Origin of the sequence: Amycolatopsis sp. NPDC059021 (assembly GCF_042739895.1) — a bacterium.
GTDB lineage: Bacteria > Actinomycetota > Actinomycetes > Mycobacteriales > Pseudonocardiaceae > Amycolatopsis.
On sequence record NZ_JBHYIQ010000089.1, the window covers coordinates 1 to 20,031 of the forward strand.

General features: G+C 72.2%; 16 protein-coding genes. 7 read left to right on the forward strand and 9 right to left on the reverse strand.

What is annotated here, in order from left to right:
- Positions 1 to 574 precede the first annotated feature (574 nt).
- Positions 575 to 1,483 (forward strand): DMT family transporter, encoded by a 909-nt coding sequence (locus ACFWX1_RS36695; RefSeq protein WP_378394409.1) that lies wholly within the window; start codon positions 575 to 577, stop codon positions 1,481 to 1,483.
- Between the two features lie 31 nt (positions 1,484 to 1,514).
- Here the strand turns inward: ACFWX1_RS36695 and ACFWX1_RS36700 are convergent, their stop codons facing one another.
- Together ACFWX1_RS36700 and ACFWX1_RS36705 are read right to left on the reverse strand one after the other, a co-directional pair.
- A complete protein-coding gene (locus ACFWX1_RS36700; protein ID WP_378394446.1) occupies positions 1,515 to 2,078 on the reverse strand; it encodes a GNAT family N-acetyltransferase in 564 nt (187 codons plus the stop codon).
- A gap of 5 nt (positions 2,079 to 2,083) precedes the next feature.
- Positions 2,084 to 2,605, reverse strand: coding sequence for a YbaK/EbsC family protein (locus ACFWX1_RS36705; RefSeq protein ID WP_378394410.1), 522 nt, complete (start codon positions 2,603 to 2,605; stop codon positions 2,084 to 2,086).
- 449 nt (positions 2,606 to 3,054) lie between these two features.
- Between ACFWX1_RS36705 and ACFWX1_RS36710 the strand changes: the two genes are divergently transcribed.
- The 3 genes from ACFWX1_RS36710 to ACFWX1_RS36720 all read left to right on the forward strand — a co-directional run bounded on the left by ACFWX1_RS36710 (position 3,055) and on the right by ACFWX1_RS36720 (position 5,017).
- Positions 3,055 to 3,468: an SAV_6107 family HEPN domain-containing protein gene (locus ACFWX1_RS36710; RefSeq protein WP_378394447.1), complete on the forward strand. Its 414-nt coding sequence runs from the start codon at positions 3,055 to 3,057 to the stop codon at positions 3,466 to 3,468.
- Positions 3,458 to 4,225: a maleylpyruvate isomerase family mycothiol-dependent enzyme gene (locus ACFWX1_RS36715; RefSeq protein ID WP_378394411.1), complete on the forward strand. Its 768-nt coding sequence runs from the start codon at positions 3,458 to 3,460 to the stop codon at positions 4,223 to 4,225. The genes ACFWX1_RS36710 and ACFWX1_RS36715 overlap by 11 nt, the downstream gene beginning before the upstream one ends.
- A gap of 63 nt (positions 4,226 to 4,288) precedes the next feature.
- Positions 4,289 to 5,017 carry a VOC family protein gene (locus ACFWX1_RS36720; protein WP_378394412.1) on the forward strand — a complete coding sequence of 243 codons (729 nt, stop codon included), beginning with the start codon at positions 4,289 to 4,291 and terminating at the stop codon, positions 5,015 to 5,017.
- 196 nt (positions 5,018 to 5,213) lie between these two features.
- On the opposite strand, the gene ACFWX1_RS36725 is transcribed toward ACFWX1_RS36720, so the two are convergent.
- The gene (locus tag ACFWX1_RS36725; RefSeq protein WP_378394413.1) at positions 5,214 to 5,669 is read right to left on the reverse strand and encodes a MarR family winged helix-turn-helix transcriptional regulator; all 456 of its coding nucleotides are present in this window, start codon (positions 5,667 to 5,669) and stop codon (positions 5,214 to 5,216) included.
- A 112-nt stretch (positions 5,670 to 5,781) separates the two neighbouring features.
- On the opposite strand from ACFWX1_RS36725, the gene ACFWX1_RS36730 reads away from it, so the two are divergent.
- Complete coding sequence (locus ACFWX1_RS36730; protein ID WP_378394414.1) at positions 5,782 to 7,032, forward strand: alpha/beta hydrolase; 1,251 nt, start codon at positions 5,782 to 5,784, stop codon at positions 7,030 to 7,032.
- Between the two features lie 102 nt (positions 7,033 to 7,134).
- On the forward strand, positions 7,135 to 8,214 hold the full coding sequence (locus ACFWX1_RS36735; protein WP_378394415.1) for a GNAT family N-acetyltransferase: 1,080 nt from the start codon (positions 7,135 to 7,137) through the stop codon (positions 8,212 to 8,214).
- A 7-nt stretch (positions 8,215 to 8,221) separates the two neighbouring features.
- On the opposite strand, the gene def is transcribed toward ACFWX1_RS36735, so the two are convergent.
- The 6 genes from def to ACFWX1_RS36765 all read right to left on the reverse strand — a co-directional run bounded on the left by def (position 8,222) and on the right by ACFWX1_RS36765 (position 17,803).
- Positions 8,222 to 8,722, reverse strand: coding sequence for a peptide deformylase (gene def / locus ACFWX1_RS36740; RefSeq protein WP_378326481.1), 501 nt, complete (start codon positions 8,720 to 8,722; stop codon positions 8,222 to 8,224).
- A gap of 90 nt (positions 8,723 to 8,812) precedes the next feature.
- Entirely contained in the window at positions 8,813 to 13,465 is a 4,653-nt protein-coding gene (locus ACFWX1_RS36745) for an ATP-dependent helicase (protein ID WP_378394416.1), read from the reverse strand.
- Positions 13,446 to 14,261 (reverse strand): DeoR/GlpR family DNA-binding transcription regulator, encoded by an 816-nt coding sequence (locus ACFWX1_RS36750; protein ID WP_378394418.1) that lies wholly within the window; start codon positions 14,259 to 14,261, stop codon positions 13,446 to 13,448. The genes ACFWX1_RS36745 and ACFWX1_RS36750 overlap by 20 nt, the downstream gene beginning before the upstream one ends.
- The gene (locus ACFWX1_RS36755) at positions 14,233 to 15,522 is read right to left on the reverse strand and encodes an MFS transporter (RefSeq protein WP_378394419.1); all 1,290 of its coding nucleotides are present in this window, start codon (positions 15,520 to 15,522) and stop codon (positions 14,233 to 14,235) included. Before ACFWX1_RS36755 ends, ACFWX1_RS36750 begins: the two co-directional genes overlap by 29 nt.
- The gene (gene pdxA / locus ACFWX1_RS36760) at positions 15,519 to 16,544 is read right to left on the reverse strand and encodes a 4-hydroxythreonine-4-phosphate dehydrogenase PdxA (RefSeq protein WP_378394420.1); all 1,026 of its coding nucleotides are present in this window, start codon (positions 16,542 to 16,544) and stop codon (positions 15,519 to 15,521) included. Before pdxA ends, ACFWX1_RS36755 begins: the two co-directional genes overlap by 4 nt.
- Positions 16,541 to 17,803 carry a four-carbon acid sugar kinase family protein gene (locus ACFWX1_RS36765; protein ID WP_378394422.1) on the reverse strand — a complete coding sequence of 421 codons (1,263 nt, stop codon included), beginning with the start codon at positions 17,801 to 17,803 and terminating at the stop codon, positions 16,541 to 16,543. The genes pdxA and ACFWX1_RS36765 overlap by 4 nt, the downstream gene beginning before the upstream one ends.
- A gap of 226 nt (positions 17,804 to 18,029) precedes the next feature.
- Here ACFWX1_RS36765 and ACFWX1_RS36770 point away from each other — a divergent pair, with 226 nt between their 5' ends.
- Complete coding sequence (locus tag ACFWX1_RS36770) at positions 18,030 to 19,913, forward strand: Hsp70 family protein (RefSeq protein WP_378394423.1); 1,884 nt, start codon at positions 18,030 to 18,032, stop codon at positions 19,911 to 19,913.
- The last annotated feature ends 118 nt before the right edge of the window (positions 19,914 to 20,031 follow it).

Below are 20,031 nucleotides of genomic sequence, written 5' to 3' on the forward strand. Positions count from 1 at the left end.
CCCCGGACACCCTTGCCCCCGATTGCCGTCACGGACTCCTACAAAGCGAGGGACGCCGTGACGTTGTCCTTCACGGCGCTCGATGCCGGAACCCGAGGGGTGCGGCCAGTGCGTGCAGTCGTCGTTACGCAGGTCGCGACGGTGGAGCGGTTCGGCTGAGGCGCCATGGTGCCTCGCCGCTCTCCGCGTCTTGTGTGCCAGCGGCTTGGCGAAGTCCGTGGGGGCCTCATCAAGGGACCCAGGCTCCCTCGGGGAGGCCCCCACGGACACACTTCGGGCAACTCGAGTGTCCTATGTGGAGTTCTGTACGCCCGCGCGGAGCGTGACCACGGGCATGGTGAAAAGCGCTGGCCGCCCGTCGGTCCGGCTGATTAGAGTTCCGTTCGTGCACCGGATCTTCCTCGTCACCCCACCCCCCGCCTCCTGAGCGGGGTGTGTGAGCCCGTGCGGCGAACGGCCGTGCGGGCGGCCGATGCTGTCCATCGGTTGCGCTGAATCCGGCCGGTCCGGTCGCTGATTCCCCATGCCCCGCGTCGTCGAACGTCCTTTTCCTTCGACGCTGGAGCGTTTCCCGATGTCCGTTTTCGTTGCTTCGCCCGCGCGTGCCCGCTCGTCGGCCGCGCTGTTGCTCGCCGGTGTCCTGTGGGGAACCGGCGGTCTCGCCGGTTCGCTGCTCGCCTCCCGCGCCGGCCTGCATCCGCTGTCCGTCGCGACGTACCGGCTGCTCGTCGGTGGTCTCGCCGGCGGCCTGTACGTCGCGCTGTCCGGTGGACTACGCGGAATTCCCCGTACGGCAGGGGTTTTCCGCAGGCTGCTCGCCGTCGGCGGGTTGCTGGCGCTGTTCCAGACCTGCTACTTCGCCGCCGTGTCGCTGAGTTCGGTCAGCGTCGCCACGATGACGACGATCGGTGCCGTGCCGGTCCTGCTCACGATCGCCGACGCGGTTCGCGGACGGCGGTTCCCGCGTGGCTGGACGCTCGTCTCGGTCGGCGGCGCCGTCGCCGGGCTGATCCTGCTGCGCTGGTCGCCGGACGGGACGGGCGGATCGGCCGGGACCGCGGCGGGCATCGGGCTCGCTCTCGTGGCCGCGGCCGGGTTCGTCGCGCTGACGCTGGTCACCGCGCGCCCTGTCGACGGCCTGGAACCGTTGCCCACCACGGTGTTCGGCTGTCTGGCCGGCGGAGTGCTGCTCAGTCCGGCCGCCGCGTGGTTCGGGATGGGGCTGCCCGCGCAGGCGGACGTCCTCGCGCTGGTGTGTTACTTCGGGATCGTGCCGACGGCGCTGGCCTACGCGGCGTACTTCCGGGGACTGACCGGCGCGCATCCGGTGCTCGGCGCGCTGGCGGCGTTGCTCGAACCGCTGACCGCGTCGGTGTTGTCGGTGCTCCTGCTCCACGAACGGCTCGGCGCCGTCGCGTGGTGCGGCGCGGCACTGCTGGCCGGCGCGCTGGTCGTCGGCTACTGGCGGCCCGAACCACGCTGACCGGTGGCGGGGCCGTGCCGGGGCGGCCCCGCTAACGCGGCTCCAGCGGCAGCGCGCGGCCGAGGATGGCGAACGGCCGGGGATCGCCGGCGAAGTGGTAGTCCCGCAGCACGTCGGCGAACCCGAGGCGGCGATAGAGCTTCCACGCCCGGCTGGTGCCCTCGGGGGTGGACAGCAGCACGTGCGCGCTCGGCACGCCGTCGAGCAGCCTGCGCAGCAGGTCCTCGCCGATCTGCTTGCCCTGGTTTTCCGGGCGGACGTGGATCTCGGTCAGCTCGAAGTAGTCCGCGAGCCACCGGTCGGCCTCGGCGGGGCCCGACCGCCGGGTCAGCCCGTGCCGCACCTGTTCGTGCCACCACTGCCCGGCGCGGCCCGTGTAGCCGTAGGCCACCCCGAGCAGGACGTCCTCGGAGTCCAGCGCGGCCACGCACCGCCAGCCCGCGCGCAGCGCGTGGGTGAGCCACATCGGCGCGCGCTGCTCGGCGGTGCCTTCGGGATAGCGCATCGCGTTCACATAGATGGACAGCGCCTCGGGCAGCCGGGTGCGGAACTCGTCCGCGGTCAGCTGGACGTAGCGGGCGACACGGGACGACATCGCGGTCACGGCCGCCCCTCCTCCCCCTCGGCGGCTACCGCGGCCGGGGTGCCCCCGGTCAGCGCGACCAGGCCGGCGAACGTCGTGGGGTAGACCGACTTGGGGTGCCCGGCGGCGGCCCACACCACGTCGTGCTCTTCGAGCGCGGTGTCGACGAGCGTGGTCAGCTTCGCCGGGTGCCCGACCGGGGCGACGCCGCCGATCGGCTGCCCGGTGTGCGCCCGGACGAAATCCGCGTCCGCCTTGCCGACCTCGTCGGCACCGGCGAGCCGCGCGAGCCGGTCGGTGTCGGCGCGGTGACCGCCGGAGGTGAGTGCCAGGAGCGCGGTTTCGGTGTCGCCGGTGCGGGCCCGGAAGACCAGGCTGTTCGCGATGGCGGCGACCGGGACACCCAGCGCCTCGGCGGCCTGCGCCGCGGTACGGACCTCGGCGGGCAGGACCCGGATGCCCTCGGCCGCTTCGGTCTGGCCGGCTTCGGCGAGCGCGGCGGCGACTTTCGCGACGGCGGGGTGGTCGAGGCTGCTCATGCGATCGACTCGCTTCGCGAGACAGCGCTCGATCCCTCTTGGCGCATGATTTCGATGATTCGCTCGCAAGCGTCGCTCATGACTTCAATGAGATCACGTGCCGGGTCCGGTGTCGTGCACCACGCCCCCGAATCCGCCGCCGGGGTTGAGCGAACGGCCCGTCCGGGGTTACTCTGGAAATTGTTCGAACAGACGTTCGACATCTGGTGAGCGCGCACCGGTCAGGTGCCCGGAGCGGGGACGGGGGAAGCGTCTCGGCACCGGGCACCCCCGGGCTCTCGCGCTGGAGGAGGGTCGTCATGTCCGTTTCGGCAGAGGGTGCTGCGAAGTGGAAGCGCGGCACCGAACTGACCCCTGAGCGTGCCGTGGCCGGAGGCCCTGACACGGCGAATCCCTTGTCATCCTTGGACTTGTCTTCGACGGACAGGAACGGGCAGGCCCCGCTGCCGATGCCGTTGCGCCCGCCTGCCCCGCCCGCCGCGGCCGGGCTGCTGGCGCAGGCCAGGCGTGGTCTCGCCGAGGCCGAGCGGGAGCAGGAACCGGCGGAACGGTTCGTCGGCGCCTACCTGGCCGCGCTGCGGGGCGCCGCGGCGGTACTCGCCGCGCGGGGCCGTCCGCACCGGGGCCGGGCGCGCCCGGCCAGCGGCTGGGTCCTGCTCGACGCCGTCGCCCCCGAACTGAAGGAGTGGTCTGCCTTCTTCGCGGCCAATTCGGCCACCCGCGCGGCCGCGCAGGCCGGGATCACCGGCAAGGTGACCCCGGAGCTGGCCGCCGGTCTGCTGCGGGCCGCCACGATGTTCCTGGAACTGGTCCGGCGCGTGGTCTACGGCCTGCCGATCACCGGGGAAGCCCATGTCGCGTGAGCACGGCCTCCTCCACCAGAAACGGATACTGGAGGCACTGTCCGCCGAGAGCCTGGTGCTCGGCGAGGCGCTGGGCACCGCCTCGGCCGACGCGCCGGTCCCCGCTTGCCCCGGCTGGTCGCTCGGCGAGGTCGTCCGGCACGTCGGGAGCGTGTACCGCATGGTCCGGCGGTGGCTGCTGGACGGCCGCCGCCCGGACGCCTGGCAGAGCGACCCGGACGAAGGGCAGTCGCTGGCGGAGTTCTACGCGGCGGCGCGGCTCGGGCTGCTCGAGGAACTGACCGCGCACGACCCGGAAACCCACGCCGACACCTGGTGGCCCGCGGACCGGACGTACGGGTTCTGGCGGCGCCGGATGCTGCACGAGACGGTCGTGCACCGGGCGGACACCCAGCAGGCGGCCGGGCAGGCCGCGCCGGTGATCGACGAGGACATCGCGCTCGACGGGATCGACGAGGCGCTGGCGCTGTGGTTCGGGCAGAAGCTGCCGATGCTCGGGCTCACCGGGACCAGGACGGGATCGGTCGGTGTGCTGACCGGCGGGCACAGCTGGATAGCGCGGGCCGGGCCCGAGGAACTGGTCGCCTGGCGATGTTCACCCGAGGAAGCCGAGCGGGCCGACGACGTCGTGTCGGGCCATCCGCAGCGGATTTTCCTCTGGCTGTGGGGCAGAGCCTCGCCGAGCGCGGTGTCGGTGCGCGGCAGTCGTGACCTCGCGGCCCAGCTGTGGGCGCTGCTGCGGCTCGCCACCCGGTGAAGGACCCGGAGTGTGGGGAAGCACGTCCGGGAATTGTCGGGGGCGGCCGCTAGCGTTCCGGGGGTGAGCACTCGCCTGGTGAACCTGACCGTGGACGCGGCGAATCCCGGGGAGCTGGCCCGGTTCTGGGCCACGTTCCTCGGCTGGCGCGTCGCGGTGGACCTGCCCGGCGAGGTGGACGTCCGGGCCCCGGCGGGGGAGGGCTGGGGCCTGGACCTCTGCTTCGTGCCGGTGCCCGGGCCCAAGGGCGGCAAGAACCGCGTCCATCTCGACCTGGCGAGCCGGACGCCGGACCACCAGGCGGAGGTGGTCGGGCGGGCGCTGTCGCTCGGGGCACGGAAGATCGATGTCGGCCAGGGCGACGTGCCGTGGGTGGTGCTGGCCGATCCGGAGGGCAACGAGTTCTGCGTGCTCGAACCCCGGGAGCAGTACGCGCGCTCGGGTGCGGTGGCGTCGATCGTCGTCGATTCCGGCGACCCGGCGGCGCTCGCGGAGTTCTGGGCGCTTGCTTCCGGGTGGCCGATCGCGGCGAGGGAGGAGACGATCGTCGGCCTCCGGGCGCCGTCGGGCGTGGGCCCGTGGGTGGAGTTCCTGCGCAACAGCGACGTCAAGCAGGGCAAGAACCGGCTGCATCTCGACGTCGCGCCGTCGCTTGACGGAGATCAAGCCACCGAGGTCACCCGCCTGATCGAGGCCGGGGCGGTCCCTGCCGATGTCGGCCAGGGCGACGAGTCGTGGGTGGTGCTGGCCGATCCGGAAGGCAACGAGTTCTGCGTCCTGACGGCCCGCTGATATCGCCGCGTCTTCGCGGAGCGCCGAGTTTTGGCTTCGTGGAGGAGAAGCTGGTTTTGCCGGTCTGAGCCAGAGCCAGAACTCGCCGACATAATCGAGAAGCCGGAACACGGCGTCGGCAGGGCTCGTGTCCTGTCTCCTCTGGCTGAGGCGTTGATCGCCGCCGGGGCACCAGAGGGTCGGTGCCGTCGACCGCTCACAGGTGGTCGTAGATGGTCGCCAGGTGGCGCAGGATGTCGGTGGCCGCGTCGAGCGCGGCGGTGTCGTGCTGGGCCAGGGCGCTGCCCAGTGCCTCGCGGAGGGCGTGTTGGCGCTCGTCGTGGCGTTGGCGGCCGACCGCGGTGAGCGCGACGATGGCCGTTCTCTTGTTGCCCGCTGATCGTTCTCTGGTGACGTAGCCGGCGGCGGCGAGCCCGTTGACCAGTTGGGTGGTGGCGGCCGCGGTCGTCTCGGTGTGCGCGGCGAGTTGGCCGAGGGGCAGCGGGCCCTGTTCGGCCAGGGTGCGCAGGGCGCGGGCGTGGGTGAGGGAGAGGGCGCCGGGGGTGCGGGTGGCGCGGCCCCGCAGGCGGGCGTCGGCGGCACTGAGCCGGTAGGCGGCCCGGCCGAGGCGGTCCAGTGCCTGCTCCCGGGTTCGGTCGGCTGACTGTGACATGAGGTACCTCCGTTCGCGTTGACATCCAGTCTACCTTAAGTACTTAATGAATAAGTACTTAAGGTTGCTGCGACGGGATGCGGCGACCGAACGGCACGGAGGGACATCCGCCATGACCACTCGTTCCATCGGCCAGAGCTGGGCGCTGGACATCGCCTTGGCACAGGGCGGCTTCGACGCGTTGCACCCGCAGGCCAAGGGCACGCTGGAGCAGCTCGGCCACGATCACACCGACTTCGACAAGGTCTTCGAGCTGGTCCGCAGCGGTGCGATGCTGCCCAAGGCGTGGGCGACCGTCGCGGGGCAAGCGCAGGAGCGCGCCGCCCACCACGAGCGGGAGGGATTCGCGCAGACCGCCGCTGACCTGTACGTCCGTGCCGCGGTGATGTGGGGCCGGGCCCAATACTCCATCTTCGACGCGGCCGATCCGCGCAAGGCGGCGTTGCGCGCACACGCCAATCACTGCGTGGCGCGGATCGGTGAGCTGCGCGGGGGCCGGGTGCGCCGGGTCGTGCTGGACTTCGAGGGCAAGAAGATCTACGCCCTGCTGCACCTGCCCGCCGGAAAGGTGGTGCGCGCGCCGGCGGTGATCCTGGGCCCGGGGATGGACATGATCAAGGAGGACTACATCCACGCCGCCGAGCGGTACTACACCTGCCGAGGCATGGTGGCCCTGTCCATCGAGGGACCCGGCCAGGGCGAGACCCGTGCGAACGGCCTCGCCGTGGACCTGACCAACTACGAACGGGCCATTGGCCGATACCTTGGCTACCTCGCCGGGCTGCCGGAGGTGGACCCGCAGCGGATCGGCATGTTCGGGATCAGCATGTCCGGCTACTGGGGCCACCGGGCCGCCGCGATGGACGGCAGGCTGGCCGCCCTGGCGAGCTTCGAGGGCGTCACCGGTGACTTTCGGACTATTTTCGAGCAGGCCCAGCCCACCTTCAAGAACAATTACATGTACATGGCCGGTTACACCGACGAGGACGTTTTCGACCGCGAACTGGCCAGCCGGATGCCGCTGGGTGACCTCGTCACCCGGATCACCTGTCCGGTGCTGACCGGTATCGGGGAGTTCGACGAGCTGACCCAGCTCGAACAGGCCCTCGCCACCTACGAGCGGATCCGCGCACCCAAGGAGATCCGGGTCTACGAGAACGAGTTCCACCCGCTGGGTGGCGCCGCCGCCGAGGTCTTCCGCTTCGGCGCCGAGTGGCTGGAGCGCGCACTGGCCGGTGAGCTCAGCCAGCCGGGACGGGACGTCCGCCGCTATGTCCACCGGGACGGCCGCACCACCGACGGCACCGCCAATCCCACCTGGTGGCAGGGCGCCGTACCACACCAAATTACCGAGGCCCGCTGAACGCCTCTGTGTTTCGTGTGGGTTGCGTGGCCTGCGGAAACGCTGACAAGGGCGAAACAAGGGCGCCGTGGTACGGCAACAACCCGCCGGGACCGTGGAGGCATGGAAACCTCTCGAGTTCGGCCTCACCCCCTCCGCCGCGTCGTGACGGAGCAGCCGGTACCCACGTCCTCGGCGTGGCGGGTCCGGATCCGGATGGACGACCATCCCGGGACGCTGGCCCGGATCGCGATCCGGCTCGCCGATCTCGAGTGCAACATCCTCGGGCTGAGCGTGCTGCCGGTCCCGGGTGGGGTGCTCGACGAGATCGTGCTGCGGCCGGCGTCCGGTCTGCCCCGGCAGCATCTGATCGACGCGATGCGCGAGGAGGGCTGCGAATGCTCGGCGGTCATCGACGCCGACGTGCACGAACTCGTGGATTCGGCGTCGACGACCCTCGGTGCGGCCCGGCGGGCCGTGGAGACCCCGGCGTCGGTCGCCGAGGTGCTGAAGGACGTCCTCACCGCCGACGTCGTCACGCTGGTCCCGGCGCTCGAAGCGAACCCGGCACGGACCGAGGGGGGTCACCGCGCCGTCTTCGCCCTGGACCGCGACACCGCGCTCGTGGCGCGCCGCCACTGGGCGCCGTTCGTCGACCTCGAAATCACCCGGGCCCTCGCGTTGACCGGGCTGCTCGCCGCGGTCGAGGAGAACGTCTCGGGGCCCGTGGTGCTCGACCGGCACGACGGCGCCGCGGTGGTGCTGCGCAAGGGAACCCCCGGTGACGCCGGCGCCGTTTCCGAACTCCACCGGCGCTGCTCGATGAACACCTTGTTCCGCCGCTATCACACCGGTGTCCGCACGGTGCCGCGCCGCTGGCTGCACCGGCTGCTCGTGCCGCCCCGCGGCAGCAGCGTGCTGGCGGTCTGCGGACGCGAGGTGATCGGCCTCGGTCAGCTGATCCCGGGCGCGGCGGGCGGCCCGGCCGAGGTGTCACTCCTGGTGGAGGACGCCTGGCAGCGTCAGGGCATCGGCACCGCGCTGCTCTCCCGGCTCGGCGTGCTCGCCAGGGCGGACCGGTTCGCCGAACTCTCGGCGGTGTGCCTTCCCGGGGACGACACCCTGGTCCGCACCGCGGCCCGCGCGGGGATGTCCGCCGAGCGCACGGGCGAGGACGGTGCGGTGCGGATCCTGCTGGACTGAGCGGGGCTCAACGTTTCCAGAACCAGTCCTTTTCCCGCGCCTGGCGCAGTGCCTGCTTCTTGCGGTCCGGGACCAGCCGGTCCAGGTACAGCTTCCCGTCGAGATGATCGGTCTCGTGCTGGAGGCACTGGGCGAGCACCTCGGTGCCCTCGACCTCGATCGGCTCATTGCGCAGATCGACCCCGCGCACCACGGCGTGCTTCGCGCGCCGTACCGGGAACCACAGCTCGGGCACGGAGAGACAGCCTTCGCCGATCTCGTGGGTTTCTTCGGACAGCGAGACGATCTCCGGGTTGATCACGTACCCGGTCAGGCCGCCGACGTCGTAGCTGAAGACCCGGAGACCGACGCCGATCTGCGGCGCGGCGAGCCCGGCCCGCCCGTCCGGCTCGACGGAGTCGAGGAGGTCCTTCACCAGTGCTTCGGTCTTCTTGTCGAAGGTGGTCACCGGATCGCACACCATCTTGAGGACCGGGTCCCCGAAGTAGCGCAGCTCGCGCATCGCCATGATCAAACGTCCTTTGCCCGAATCTCCGGCGAAGTCTAGTGATACCCACGGAACCACCGGGCGCAACCATCCCCATGCGTGAGGCACGGCTCAATAGGCGGCTCGCAGCCGCAGACCCTGCGGCGTGGCACGGAATCCCGCCTCGCGGAGGATCTCGGCGAGCTCGGAGGTGAGAGCCTGCTCCCCGTCGGCGCGTTGCACGGCGAGCTGGCCCAGCCAGCCCTCGCGCACCGCGGTGGACAGCGCCCGCGCGGCCGCGCGCAACGGCTCCGGCTCGGTGGTGAAGCTCAGCAGCGACCGGCCGCCTCGCTCGACGTACAGCGCCGGGACCCCGTCCACCAGGACCGCGAGTGCCCCCGCCTTGCGGGCGGGACGGTGTTTGGTGTCCCCGGTCGCCGCGGGCCACGGCAGGGCCGCGCCGTACGGCTGAGCCGGGTCGGCCGCGGCGAGGACCACCGCCGAGGAGGTGTCCGCCGGGTCCCGCGGGCCGGACAGCGCGCGCAGCCTGTCGACCGCGCCCTTGGCCGCGAACTGCGCGGCGCCGAGCCCCTCGACGACGTAGCCCCGCACGACCTGACCGGTGTCCTCCATCCCGCGCAACACCTTGTAGATCCCGGAAAACCCGCCGGTGACCCGCTCGGTGTCGAGCGCGCCGCGGGTGAGGACGCCGTGCCGTTCGAGGAACGCCTCGGTCCGCGCGTGTGCCCGCCGGGTCGGCTCGGCCTCGCGGGCCGGGGTGAGCGCCCAGCGTCCGGCCACGGTCGGCGGCCCGGACCGGGACGGCATCTGCGGGCGCCCGGCTCGCAGCCGCGCGTACCGGCCACGCGGCGCCTGGCGCCGTGGTTTGTGCGCGCCGTGCCCGGCGACCTGGGCGCGCAGCGGGCCGAGGGTGTCGCCGGTGACGAGCCCCGCCCACACCAGATCCCACAGCGCCGCCACGACCTCACCGTCGGCCGGTGGCGCTTCGAGCTGGGGCGTGACGCGGTCCACCAGCTGCCGGAAGAACAGCGCGCCACCCTCCAATGTGGACACTATGGCCGCGTGTAGTGGTGACTCCGGCCGGGTTTCCTCGACCTCGGGCAGTAGCAGGTCCGCGACGTCCGAGGGCGCGAGCGCGAGCCAGCCGTCCCCGCCGGACAGGGCCCCGCACCCGCACCAGGTGACCTCGCCGGCGGTGGTCAGCTCGTCGAGCAGCGCGGGGGAGTAGCCGGGCAGCCTGCTGGGCAGGATCAGCGATTCCACCGCGCTGGCCGGGAGCGGGGCCCCGGCCAGCTGCTCGACCACGGAGAGCACGTCGTCCGCGGTCGGCGCCGAACGTACTCGGCCGCCGATGCCGTGCCAGGCCGGGAGAAAACGGCCCAGCACCGCGGGTTCGACCGGTTCGACCTCGGCACGCAGCTTCGCCAGCGACGCCCGGCGCAGCCGGCGCAGCACCGCCGCGTCGCAGTATTCGACGCCGACCCCGTGCGTGTCCGGATGCCCGAGCGGGCTCAGCTCGCCGCGGACGAGCCTGCCCTGCCCGGTCAGCCTGTCCAGCACACCGGTGACGACCGCGGCCCCCAGCCCGAACCGCTCGGCGGCCTGCTGCGCCGCGAACGGCCCGCGGATCCGGGCGTACCGGGACAGGAGATCGCCCAGCGGATCTTCGACCGGTTCGGTGAACGCCTCGGGCACGCCCACCGGCAGCGCCGCGCCCAGCGCGTCCCGCACCCGCCCGGCGTCCTCGATGGCGAGATAGCGCTCCTCGCCGCCGATCCGCACCCGGATCGCCCGCCGGGCCGCCTCGAGTTCGGCCAGCCACTCCGGCTCGACCCCGCGCTCGGCGGCCTCCACAGTGGACAGATCGCCGAGAAACCGCAGCAGGTCCGCGGCATCCTCCGCCGAACGGGCCTTCCGGTCGGGATCCAGCCGCTGCAGCGAGCGCTCGACCTCGGTCACCGCGGCCGGGTCGAGCAGCTCGCGGATCGCCTCCGTGCCCAGCAGTTCGGCCAGCAGCGCCGAATCCAGCGACAGCGCCGCCGCCCGCCGCTCGGCCAGCGGCGCGTCCGTTTCGTACAGGAACATCCCGACGTAGCCGAACAGCAGGCTGCGCGCGAACGGCGACGCCGACGGTGTCTCGACCTCGGCCAGCCGCACCTTGCGGGCCCGGACGTCGGCCATCAGCTCCTTCAGCCCGCCCACGTCGTAGACGTCCTGCAGGACCTCGCGCATCGCCTCCAGCACGACCGGGAACCGCTCGTACTTCGCCGCCACCGACAGCAGCTGCGACGCGCGCTGCCGCTGCTGCCACAGCGGTGTCCGCCGCCGGGGATCGCGGCGCGGCAGCAGCAGCGACCGGGCCGCGCATTCCCGGAAGCGGGCCGCGAACACCGCCGAGCCGCCGACCTCGGCGACGATCAGCTGCTCGACCTCGTCGGGGTCCAGCAGTACGTCGTCCGTGCCGATGGTGACCTCCGCGCCGTCGGCGTCCAGCGCGTCCGGCAGCCGCAGCACGATCCCGTCGTCGGAGTGCGCCACCTGCGCGTCCACCCCGCGGTTCTCCCGCAGCCGGGCCGCGATCGCCAGTGCCCACGGCGCGTTCACCTGGGCGCCGAAGGGGGAGTGCAGCACGATCCGCCAGTCGCCCAGCTCGTCGCGGTAACGCTCCAGCAGGATCATCCGGTCGTTCGGCACGTGCCGGGTGGCCGCCTTCTGCTCCTCCAGGTACCCGAGCAGATTGTCCCGCGCCCGTTCGTCCAGCCCGGCGGCCGCCGCGCGTTCCCGCGCCTTCTCGGCGTCCGAAGTGGACAGTTCGCGGACGAACTTCCCCAGTGCCCGCCCCAGTTCCAGCGGGCGCCCCGGCGCGTCGCCCTTCCAGAACGGCATCCGCGCCGGTTCGCCGGGCGCGGGCACGACGATCACCCGGTCATGGGTGATCTCGGTGATCCGCCACGACGACGTGCCGAGCAGGATCGTGTCGCCCACCCGGGACTCGTAGACCATCTCCTCGTCGAACTCGCCGACGCGCGAGCCGGGTTTGCCGTCGGTGCCCGGGGTCATCACGGTGAACAGGCCGCGGTCGGGGATCGTGCCGCCGGAGGTGACCGCGAGCCGCTGCGAACCCGGCCGCCCGCGCAGCTCGCCGGCGATCCTGTCCCAGGTGATCCGCGCGCGCAGTTCGCCGAACTCCTCGCTGGGGTACCGCCCGGCCAGCATGTCGAGCACCGCGTGCAGCGCGTCGTCGGGCAGCGCGGTGAACGGCGCCGCCCGCCGGACCAGCGCGGCCAGCTCGGCCACCGGCCACGGTTCGAGCGCGACCATGGACACGACGTGCTGGGCCAGCACGTCGAGCGGGTTGCGGGGATAGCGCACGGCCTCGATCGCGCCCGCCGACATCCGTTCCGCGACCACCGCGCAGGAGACCAGATCGCCCCGGAACTTCGGGAACATCACCCCCGACGACACCGCGCCGACCTGGTGCCCGGCCCGGCCGACCCGCTGCAGCCCGGAGGCGACCGTGGGCGGGGCCTCGATCTGCACCACCAGATCGACCGCGCCCATGTCGATACCCAGCTCCAGCGAGGACGTCGCCACGACACACGGGAGCCTGCCGGACTTCAGGTCCTCCTCGACGTGGGTGCGCTGCTCCCGCGACATCGACCCGTGGTGCGCCCGCGCGATCACCGGCGCCGCCCCGGTGGTGAGCCCGGACTGGCCGATCGCCTCCGCCGGGAAGCTGTCCGCCGGAGCCAGCTCCGTCTTCTCTGCGGCCAGCTCGTTGAGCCGCGCGGTGAGCCGCTCGGCCAGCCGGCGCGAGTTGGCGAACACGATCGTCGACCGATGGGCCCGGATCAGCTGCAGGACCCGCTCCTCGACCGCGGGCCAGATCGACGCGCGCTGGACCGGGTTCCCGCTGATCTCCTCCATCGTCCCGAGCCCGCCGGGCGCGATCTCGCCCGGCGGATGTGGCTCGAGCGCGTCCAGATTGTCCATAGGGGACGATGGCGCGTCGAGATTGGCCATGTCCTCGACCGGGACCTCGACCCGCACCTCGATCGTCTTCGCCAGCTTCGGCTGCACGATGGTGACCGGCCGCCCGCCCGCGAGGAACGCGCTCACCTCGTCGATCGGGCGGACCGTCGCCGACAGCCCGATGCGCTGAGCGGGCTTGGGCAGCAACGAGTCCAGCCGTTCCAGCGACAAGGCAAGATGCGCGCCGCGCTTGCCGCCCGCGACCGCGTGCACCTCGTCCACGATCACGGTCTCGACGCCGCGCAGCGACTCCCGCGCCGACGACGTCAGGATGAGGAACAGCGACTCCGGCGTGGTCACCAGGACATCCGGTGGCGTCCTGCCGAAGGACCGCCGCTCGGCCGCCGTGGTGTCCCCGGTGCGCATGCCGACGGTGATCTCCGGCGCGGGCAGCGCGAGCCGGTGGGCGGCCTGCGCGATCCCGGCCAGCGGCGCTCGCAGGTTCCGCTGGACATCCACCGCGAGGGCCTTCAGCGGGGAGACGTAGAGGATCCGGCAGCGCTTCTGCGCCTCCGCGGGCGGTGGCTCCACGGACAGCCTGTCGAGTGCCCAGAGGAAGGCCGACAGCGTCTTGCCGGACCCGGTCGGCGCGACGACCAGCGCGTGCTCCCCGGCGTGCGCGGCCCGCCACGCCCCGTCCTGCGCCGCGGTGGGCGCGGCGAAGGCCCCCGCGAACCAGGCCCGGGTCGCGGGGGAGAACAGGTCGAGCACGTCAGCTGCCACGTCCTCCATCTTGCGCGGCACCCCCGACAATTTCCGCACCGCCCGCCGTCAGCACGGTTCCGCTCGCGGCGAACGGGGCCGTGAGATCCGCCGCCGACGCGTCGGTGACCAGCGAGAACGCCCGGTCCAGCGGTGTCCAGTACGGGAACGGGGCCTGGCCGAGCTTGGAGTGGTCGGCCAGCACGTACGCCGACGCCGCCGAGTGCAGCATCGCGTGCTTGACCTGCGACTGCTCCAGCGACGGGCAGCACAGCCCGCGCCCGGCGACGACCCCGTCCGCGCCGAGGAACACCCGATCCGGTGAGAGATGCCGCAGCTGGGCGAGCACGCTCTCGCCGAGGAGCGCCTCGTTCGGATGCCGCAGCCGCCCGCCCAGCACGATGAGGTCGATCCCGTCGAAATCGGCGAGGGCGCGGATCACCGTCACCCCGTTGGTGACGACCGTGAGTCCTTCGCGATGGGCGAGATGCCGGGCGACCCGGCCGGTCGTCGTCCCGGCGTCGAGCAGCACCATCTCGCCGTCCTGGACGAGCGCGGCGGCTTCGCGGGCGATCGCGTCCTTCGCGTCGGCGTTGCTCGCGTCCTTCTCCCGCAGGCTGCGTTCCAGCCCGTGCCCGGCTTCGAGCGCCCCGCCGTAGGTCCGCACGACATGCCCCGCTCCGGCGAGGGAGGCGAGGTCACGCCGGATCGTGGAGGCCGAGACCCCGAACTCCTTGGCCAGCTCCGCGATGCCGCACGAGCCGTCGCGGACGGCGTCGAGCAGCATCGCGCGCCGGTCACGAGTGGTCGGCCGCGGCTGGGACATCGATCACCTCTTCCGCGCCGGAGCCGGGCCGCAGCCCGAAGTACGCCAAGGCCGCCGCCACCGCGAGGAACGCGGCAAGCACGACGAACCCGGTGGTCGAGGTGCCGGTGACGTCGGTCAGCCAGCCGACCAGGTACGGCCCGGCGAACCCGCCGAGGTTGCCCAGCGCGTTGATCACGCCCATCGCCACCGCGACGACCTCGATCCCGAGAATCTGGCTCGGCACCGCCCAGAACGGCCCATACGGCATGTACACCCCGGCCGCGACGACGCACAGCAGCACGAACTGGACCACCGGCGGCCAGTGCACCAGATTGCCCAGCAACAGCCCGGCGATCGCGATCAGCAGCGGGACGGTGACCGCCATCCGCCGGTTGCCCGTGCGGTCCGACCACAGCGCGCAGGCGAGCATGGCCACCAGCGCGAGCACGTACGGGATCGCCGACAGGAACCCGACCGCGGTCGCCGAACCGCCCGTCATCGTCTTCACCACCGAAGGCAGCCACAGGCTGAAGCCGTAGAACCCGGTGATCCAGAAGAAGTAGACGCCGATGAGCAGCAGCACCGACTTGTTGCGCAGTGCCTGCCGGTAGCCCTGTTTCGCCACCGACGGCTTCGCGGCCTCTTCGGCGGCGAGCGTCGTTTCGAGGTAATCCCGTTCCTCGCGGGAAATCCAGCGTGCCTGCGCGGGCCGGTCCGCCACCGCGAACCACCACACGATCGCCCACACCAGCGGCGGGAGTCCCTGGAGCACGAACACCCAGCGCCAGGACATGTGGTCGAGCATGAACCCGGACAGCGGGGACATCAGGATCGCCGAGATCGGCAGGCAGCTCATCCACAGCGCGTTCGCGCGTGCCCGTTCCTTCTGCGGGAACCAGGACGCGAGCAGGATCAGGACGGCGGGCCACACGCCGCCTTCGAACAGGCCGAGCAACAGCCGCGCGAGGTGCAACTGCGTCTCGCTCCGGACGAGCCCGCAGAGCACCGCGGCCAGCGCCCACAGGATCATCAGCAGCACCACGGTCTTGCGGGCGCTCCACTTCGCGGCGAGCACCGCGGCGGGAATCTGCAGGACGAGGTAGCCGATGAAGAAGATGCCGCTGGCCAGCCCCTTCGCGCTGGCGGACAAGGGGAAGTCGGAGCCGATGTAGGGCAGGATCACCGCGACGTTGGTGCGGTCGAGGTAGGCCAGCATGTACATGACGACCGCGACCGGGATGACGTACGCCCAGCGCTTGCGGGGGATCACGGCGGTCACCGGGCCGGTGGGTAGATGCCGGGCAGCTTCGGCGCGTACGGCGCGAGTTCCACCGCGGCACGGAACGCGGCGCGCATCGTGCCGTGCGAGGCCTTCCCGGTGCCGGCGATGTCGAACGCCGTCCCGTGGTCGACCGACGTGCGCAGGATCGGCAGGCCCACGGTGACCGACACCGTGCCGTCGAAGTCGTACGTCTTCGACGCGATGTGGCCCTGGTCGTGATACAGCGAGAGCACCCCGGCGAACCGGCCCTGAAGTCCTTGGTGGAACACGGAATCCGCCGGGATCGGGCCGACGACGTCGAGCCCGCCGGCCCGTGCCGCCTCGACGGCCGGGGCGATCGCGACGATCTCCTCGTCGCCGAACTTCCCGTTCTCGCCGCCGTGCGGGTTCAGCGCCGCGACGGCGAGCGTCGGCTTCTCGGCGCCGAAGACCTCCAGTGCCGTGTACGCCTCGCGGATCGCGTGCTCGATGTTGTCCTTGGTGATCTTCTCGATCGCTTCGCGCAGGGAGAGATGCCTGGTGGCGAAGAAGATCTTCAGCCCGGCGACCCAGAACATCGTGTTGAACCTGGTCGACCCGGTCAGTTCGCCGAGCATCTCGGTGTGTCCCAGGTGCTTCGACCCGGCGGCCCAGATGGCCTCCTTGTTGATCGGCGACGTCACGACCGCCGCGACCTCGCCGTTCAGCGCGGCTTTCGTCGCGGCCTCGATCGCGGCGACGGCCGAGGCACCCGCCGTCGCGTTCACCTCGCCCCACGGCAGGTCCTCGGTCACGATGCCGAGGTCGAGGACGTCGATGACGCCGGGTTCGAACCGCGCTTCCTCCACAGTGGACACCGGATTGACCTCGACATCCAACCCCAGCAGGGAGACCGCGCGGCGCAGCACCGGAGCGTCGCCGACGGCGAGACCACGCGCGAGCTGTCCGGACTCCGGTTCGGCCAGCGTGCGGGCGGTGATCTCCGGCCCGATGCCCGCCGGGTCGCCGAGGGTGACGGCCAGGATGGGTTTCTCGCTCAAGGGTTCTTCCTTCCGGGATGGGTTGCCAGGACGTAGTTGAGGTGTTCGAGGCACTGCACGGCCGCGGCGGCGTCGCCGATCAGACCGCCCTTGGTGGCGAACGGGAGCCCGTCGAACGCGCCGCCGACCAGCCGCCCGGCGACGGCGAGCGGGAGGACCTCGGTGTCGATCTCGAAGCCGTCCGCGCCGAGCGCCTTGGTGACTTCGACGGCGATGTCCCCGCCGGAGGCGTACAGCGCGCCGATGCGGTACCGCGTCAGCGCCAGCAGGGCCGCCTTGGCCAGCGCGGCCGGGAGCCAGGCCGCGACCGCCGGATCCGCCGGGACGCCGGGGGCGGGCGGCACCGCGCGGATGCCGACGACGCGGTGCCCGGCGGCGAGCAGCTTTCCGACGCCTTCGACGATCTCCGCGGGATCGGGCTGGTCAGGGGACACGTCGACGTAGCGCGCGTCCAGCACCTGCTCGGTCTCGGCCAGCTGGTCCCGCGTCTGCGCGGTGATGCTGCCGACCACGGCGAGCACCGGCGCGACCTCGCCGCGTCCGGGCGCCAGGCCCAGCGCCGAGGCGAGCCGGACGCCGAACGGACCGGAATCGACCGAAATCCACCGGGTGCCGTCCTCGGCGGTCAGCCGCGCGGCCGCCTGCGCGATCGCGGTCAGATGCCGGTTCGTGGTCGCGTCGCACACGACGATCTCGCCCGCTTCCCGCAACGCGCCGACGACACCGTCCACTCCGGACTCGACGACGTCCAGCGAAAGCTCGGTGATCGTGCGGCCGCCCGCCGGGCCGAGCAGGGTGCGGATCCGGGAGGAACGCACCGGCGTCAGCGGATCACGGGCCGCCGGGCTTTCCGCGAGGGGCTTGCCGTCGACGAGGTGCAGACCGCCGAGGGTGACCCGGCCCGCGTCGGGGAAGGCGGGCACGACCAGCGCGCGGGCGGCCGGAGCCGAGTCGAGGACGGCCTCGGTCTCGGCGCCGACGTTGCCGCGCAAGGTGGTGTCGACGCGTTTGACGGTCAGTTCCACCGGCCCGGCCAGCTCGATCGCGGCGCGCACGGCGGCCTTGGCCTGTTCGGGGTCGGCGTGCCGGGTGCCGAGGTTGACCACCAGCGCGTCGATCCCGCTGTCCTGGCGCAAACACGGCGACGACGGCGTGAGCGGCGCGCTCACCGAAACCGCGCGGAGACCGAAGCGCGCGTACAACGCTCCGGTGGCGTTGCTACCGGTCAGATCGTCGCCGAGGACGAGCAGTTTCGGCACGGCGGCTCCCGGTCTCCTCGGCACTGAGTTGCGCAGTTCGCGCAACTTGAGTGAGCGAACTGCGCAGACATCCTGCGCCGAGGGTGACCTGTACGTCAAGGCGGCGGCGAGTTTGCCGGGTCCGCACGCACGGTGACCGTCCCCATGGGAGCATCACGGCCAGCGCCCGCGACCGGTGTTCCGGTCGTACTGGGACGGGTGCTGGCCTGGTGTAAGGGGAGTGAGCGTGCGGATCCTGTCGGTGGACCTCGGGACGTCCAACACCGTCGCCGTGCTGTCGGCGCACGGCATGCCGCCGAGGGTCGTCGAGGTGGACGGCTCGGCGAACATGCCGTCGGCGGTGTTCGCCACCGAAGAGGGCACGATCATGGTCGGCCGCGACGCCGAGCGCCGCGCCCGGCTCGACCCGACCCGGTTCGAGCCCAACCCCAAGCGGCGCATCGACGAGCAGACGCTGCTGCTCGGCACCGACGTCGTGCCGGTCAACGAGGCGCTGGCCGCGATCCTGCGGCGCGTGCTGGAGGAGACCACGCGGCAGCTCGGCGGCGAGCAGCCCGACGAGGTCCGGCTGACCCACCCCGCGCAGTGGGGCCCGGTGCGGCGCAACGTCCTGCTGTCCGCGGCCCGCCTCGCCGGGATCGCCGGCAACGTGCTGCTGGTGCCCGAACCCGTCGCCGCCGCCGCGCACTTCGCGTCGTTCCCCGGCAAGGCGCTGGCGCCCGGCCAGGCGCTCGCCGTGTACGACCTCGGCGCGGGCACGTTCGACGTCGCGGTCGTGGGCGCCACGCAGACGGGGTACACCGTGCTCGCCGAGGACGGCCTCCCCGACCTCGGCGGTCTCGACGTCGACCAGGCGCTGATGGTCCACGTCGGACGCGAGGTGTCGCATTCGGACCCCCAGCGCTGGCAGCGGCTGCTGCGCCCGGAGTCCACCGCCGACCGCCGGACCCGCCGCGCGCTGCAGGAGGACGTCAAGGCGGCGAAGGAGGCGTTGTCGCGGCATCCGCAGACCGAGGTCCCGATGCCGGAGCCGTTCCACGACGTCCTGGTCACCCGCGGCGAGCTGGAAGGCCTGGTGCGCCCGGCGATGCTGCGCAGCGTCGAGCTGATGGCGCGGACGCTGCGTTCGTCCGGGCTGTCCCCGGACCGGCTCGCCGGGATCTACCTGGTCGGCGGGTCGAGCAGGCTGCCGCTGGTGGGCTCGATGATCGCGGAGAAGCTCGGCGTCGTCCCCGGCAGCCTCGACCAGCCGGAGACCGCGGTGGCGCTGGGCGCCCAGCACGTCGCCCGAGACGGGCTGTCCATGCGTACCCAGAACGTCGACGGCCAGGTCGCGAACGGGGCGCCCCAGATGGCTCCGCCGAGCGGCCCGTACGCGCCGCCGCCCGCACAGAGGTACCCGGGCCCCGGCCAGACGGGCGGGTACGCGCCGTCGAACTTCCCGCCCAGCGGGCCCCAGCAGCAGCCTCCGCAGCCCCCGCCATCGAACTTCCCGACGTACTCGCCGGCGGGCAAGGACGAAGGCGGCAAGGCCGCGAACAAGAAGAAACTGACGATCGGCATCGCGATCGCGGCGGTGGTCGTGCTCCTCGCGGGCGGGCTGGTGTACTTCCTCGGCTCGTCGTCTTCGGCCACCTACACCGCGGACCAGTGCAAGACGCCCGGCCAGGCCGAGGCCAACGGTCTCACCGGCTGCATGCGCCAGCTCGCCGGGAAGATCGCCGACACCGGCGACTGCAAACCCGGCATGGGCAACGGCCCCGCCGCGCCCGCGCAGAGCCTCGGCGCGTCGGCGACCTGCTCGGCGCCGGGCCGCGCGGGCACCCAGGTGACGTACGTGCAGAGCGACTCGGCGGACAAGCTCAAGCAGTACACCGATCAGCTGCTGGCCTCGGCGGGCGGGGACCGGACCGAAGCGGAGTGGGCGGGCAACGGGCTCAAGGGCCGGTACTCCTCGGCCGCTGGGAAGGCGTCGGCGGTGCTGGTGTTCTCGGTGGGCGACCGGCCGCTGGCCGGGTTCATCTACCAGCTCAACTCCGACCAGGGCGCGGCCGTCACCCCCGGCACGCTGGCCGACTACTTCGAGAAGAGCGTCCAGCCCGGCGAGTAGGCCTACGCCGGCGACATCGTCCGATGTTGCGGATGACCAGGTGTGAGCCGCTTTGACAAGCCCCACGGACCTTGGGCGCAACCCCACCGGCCCCCCCCCACCCGCGGGTGGTGCGACG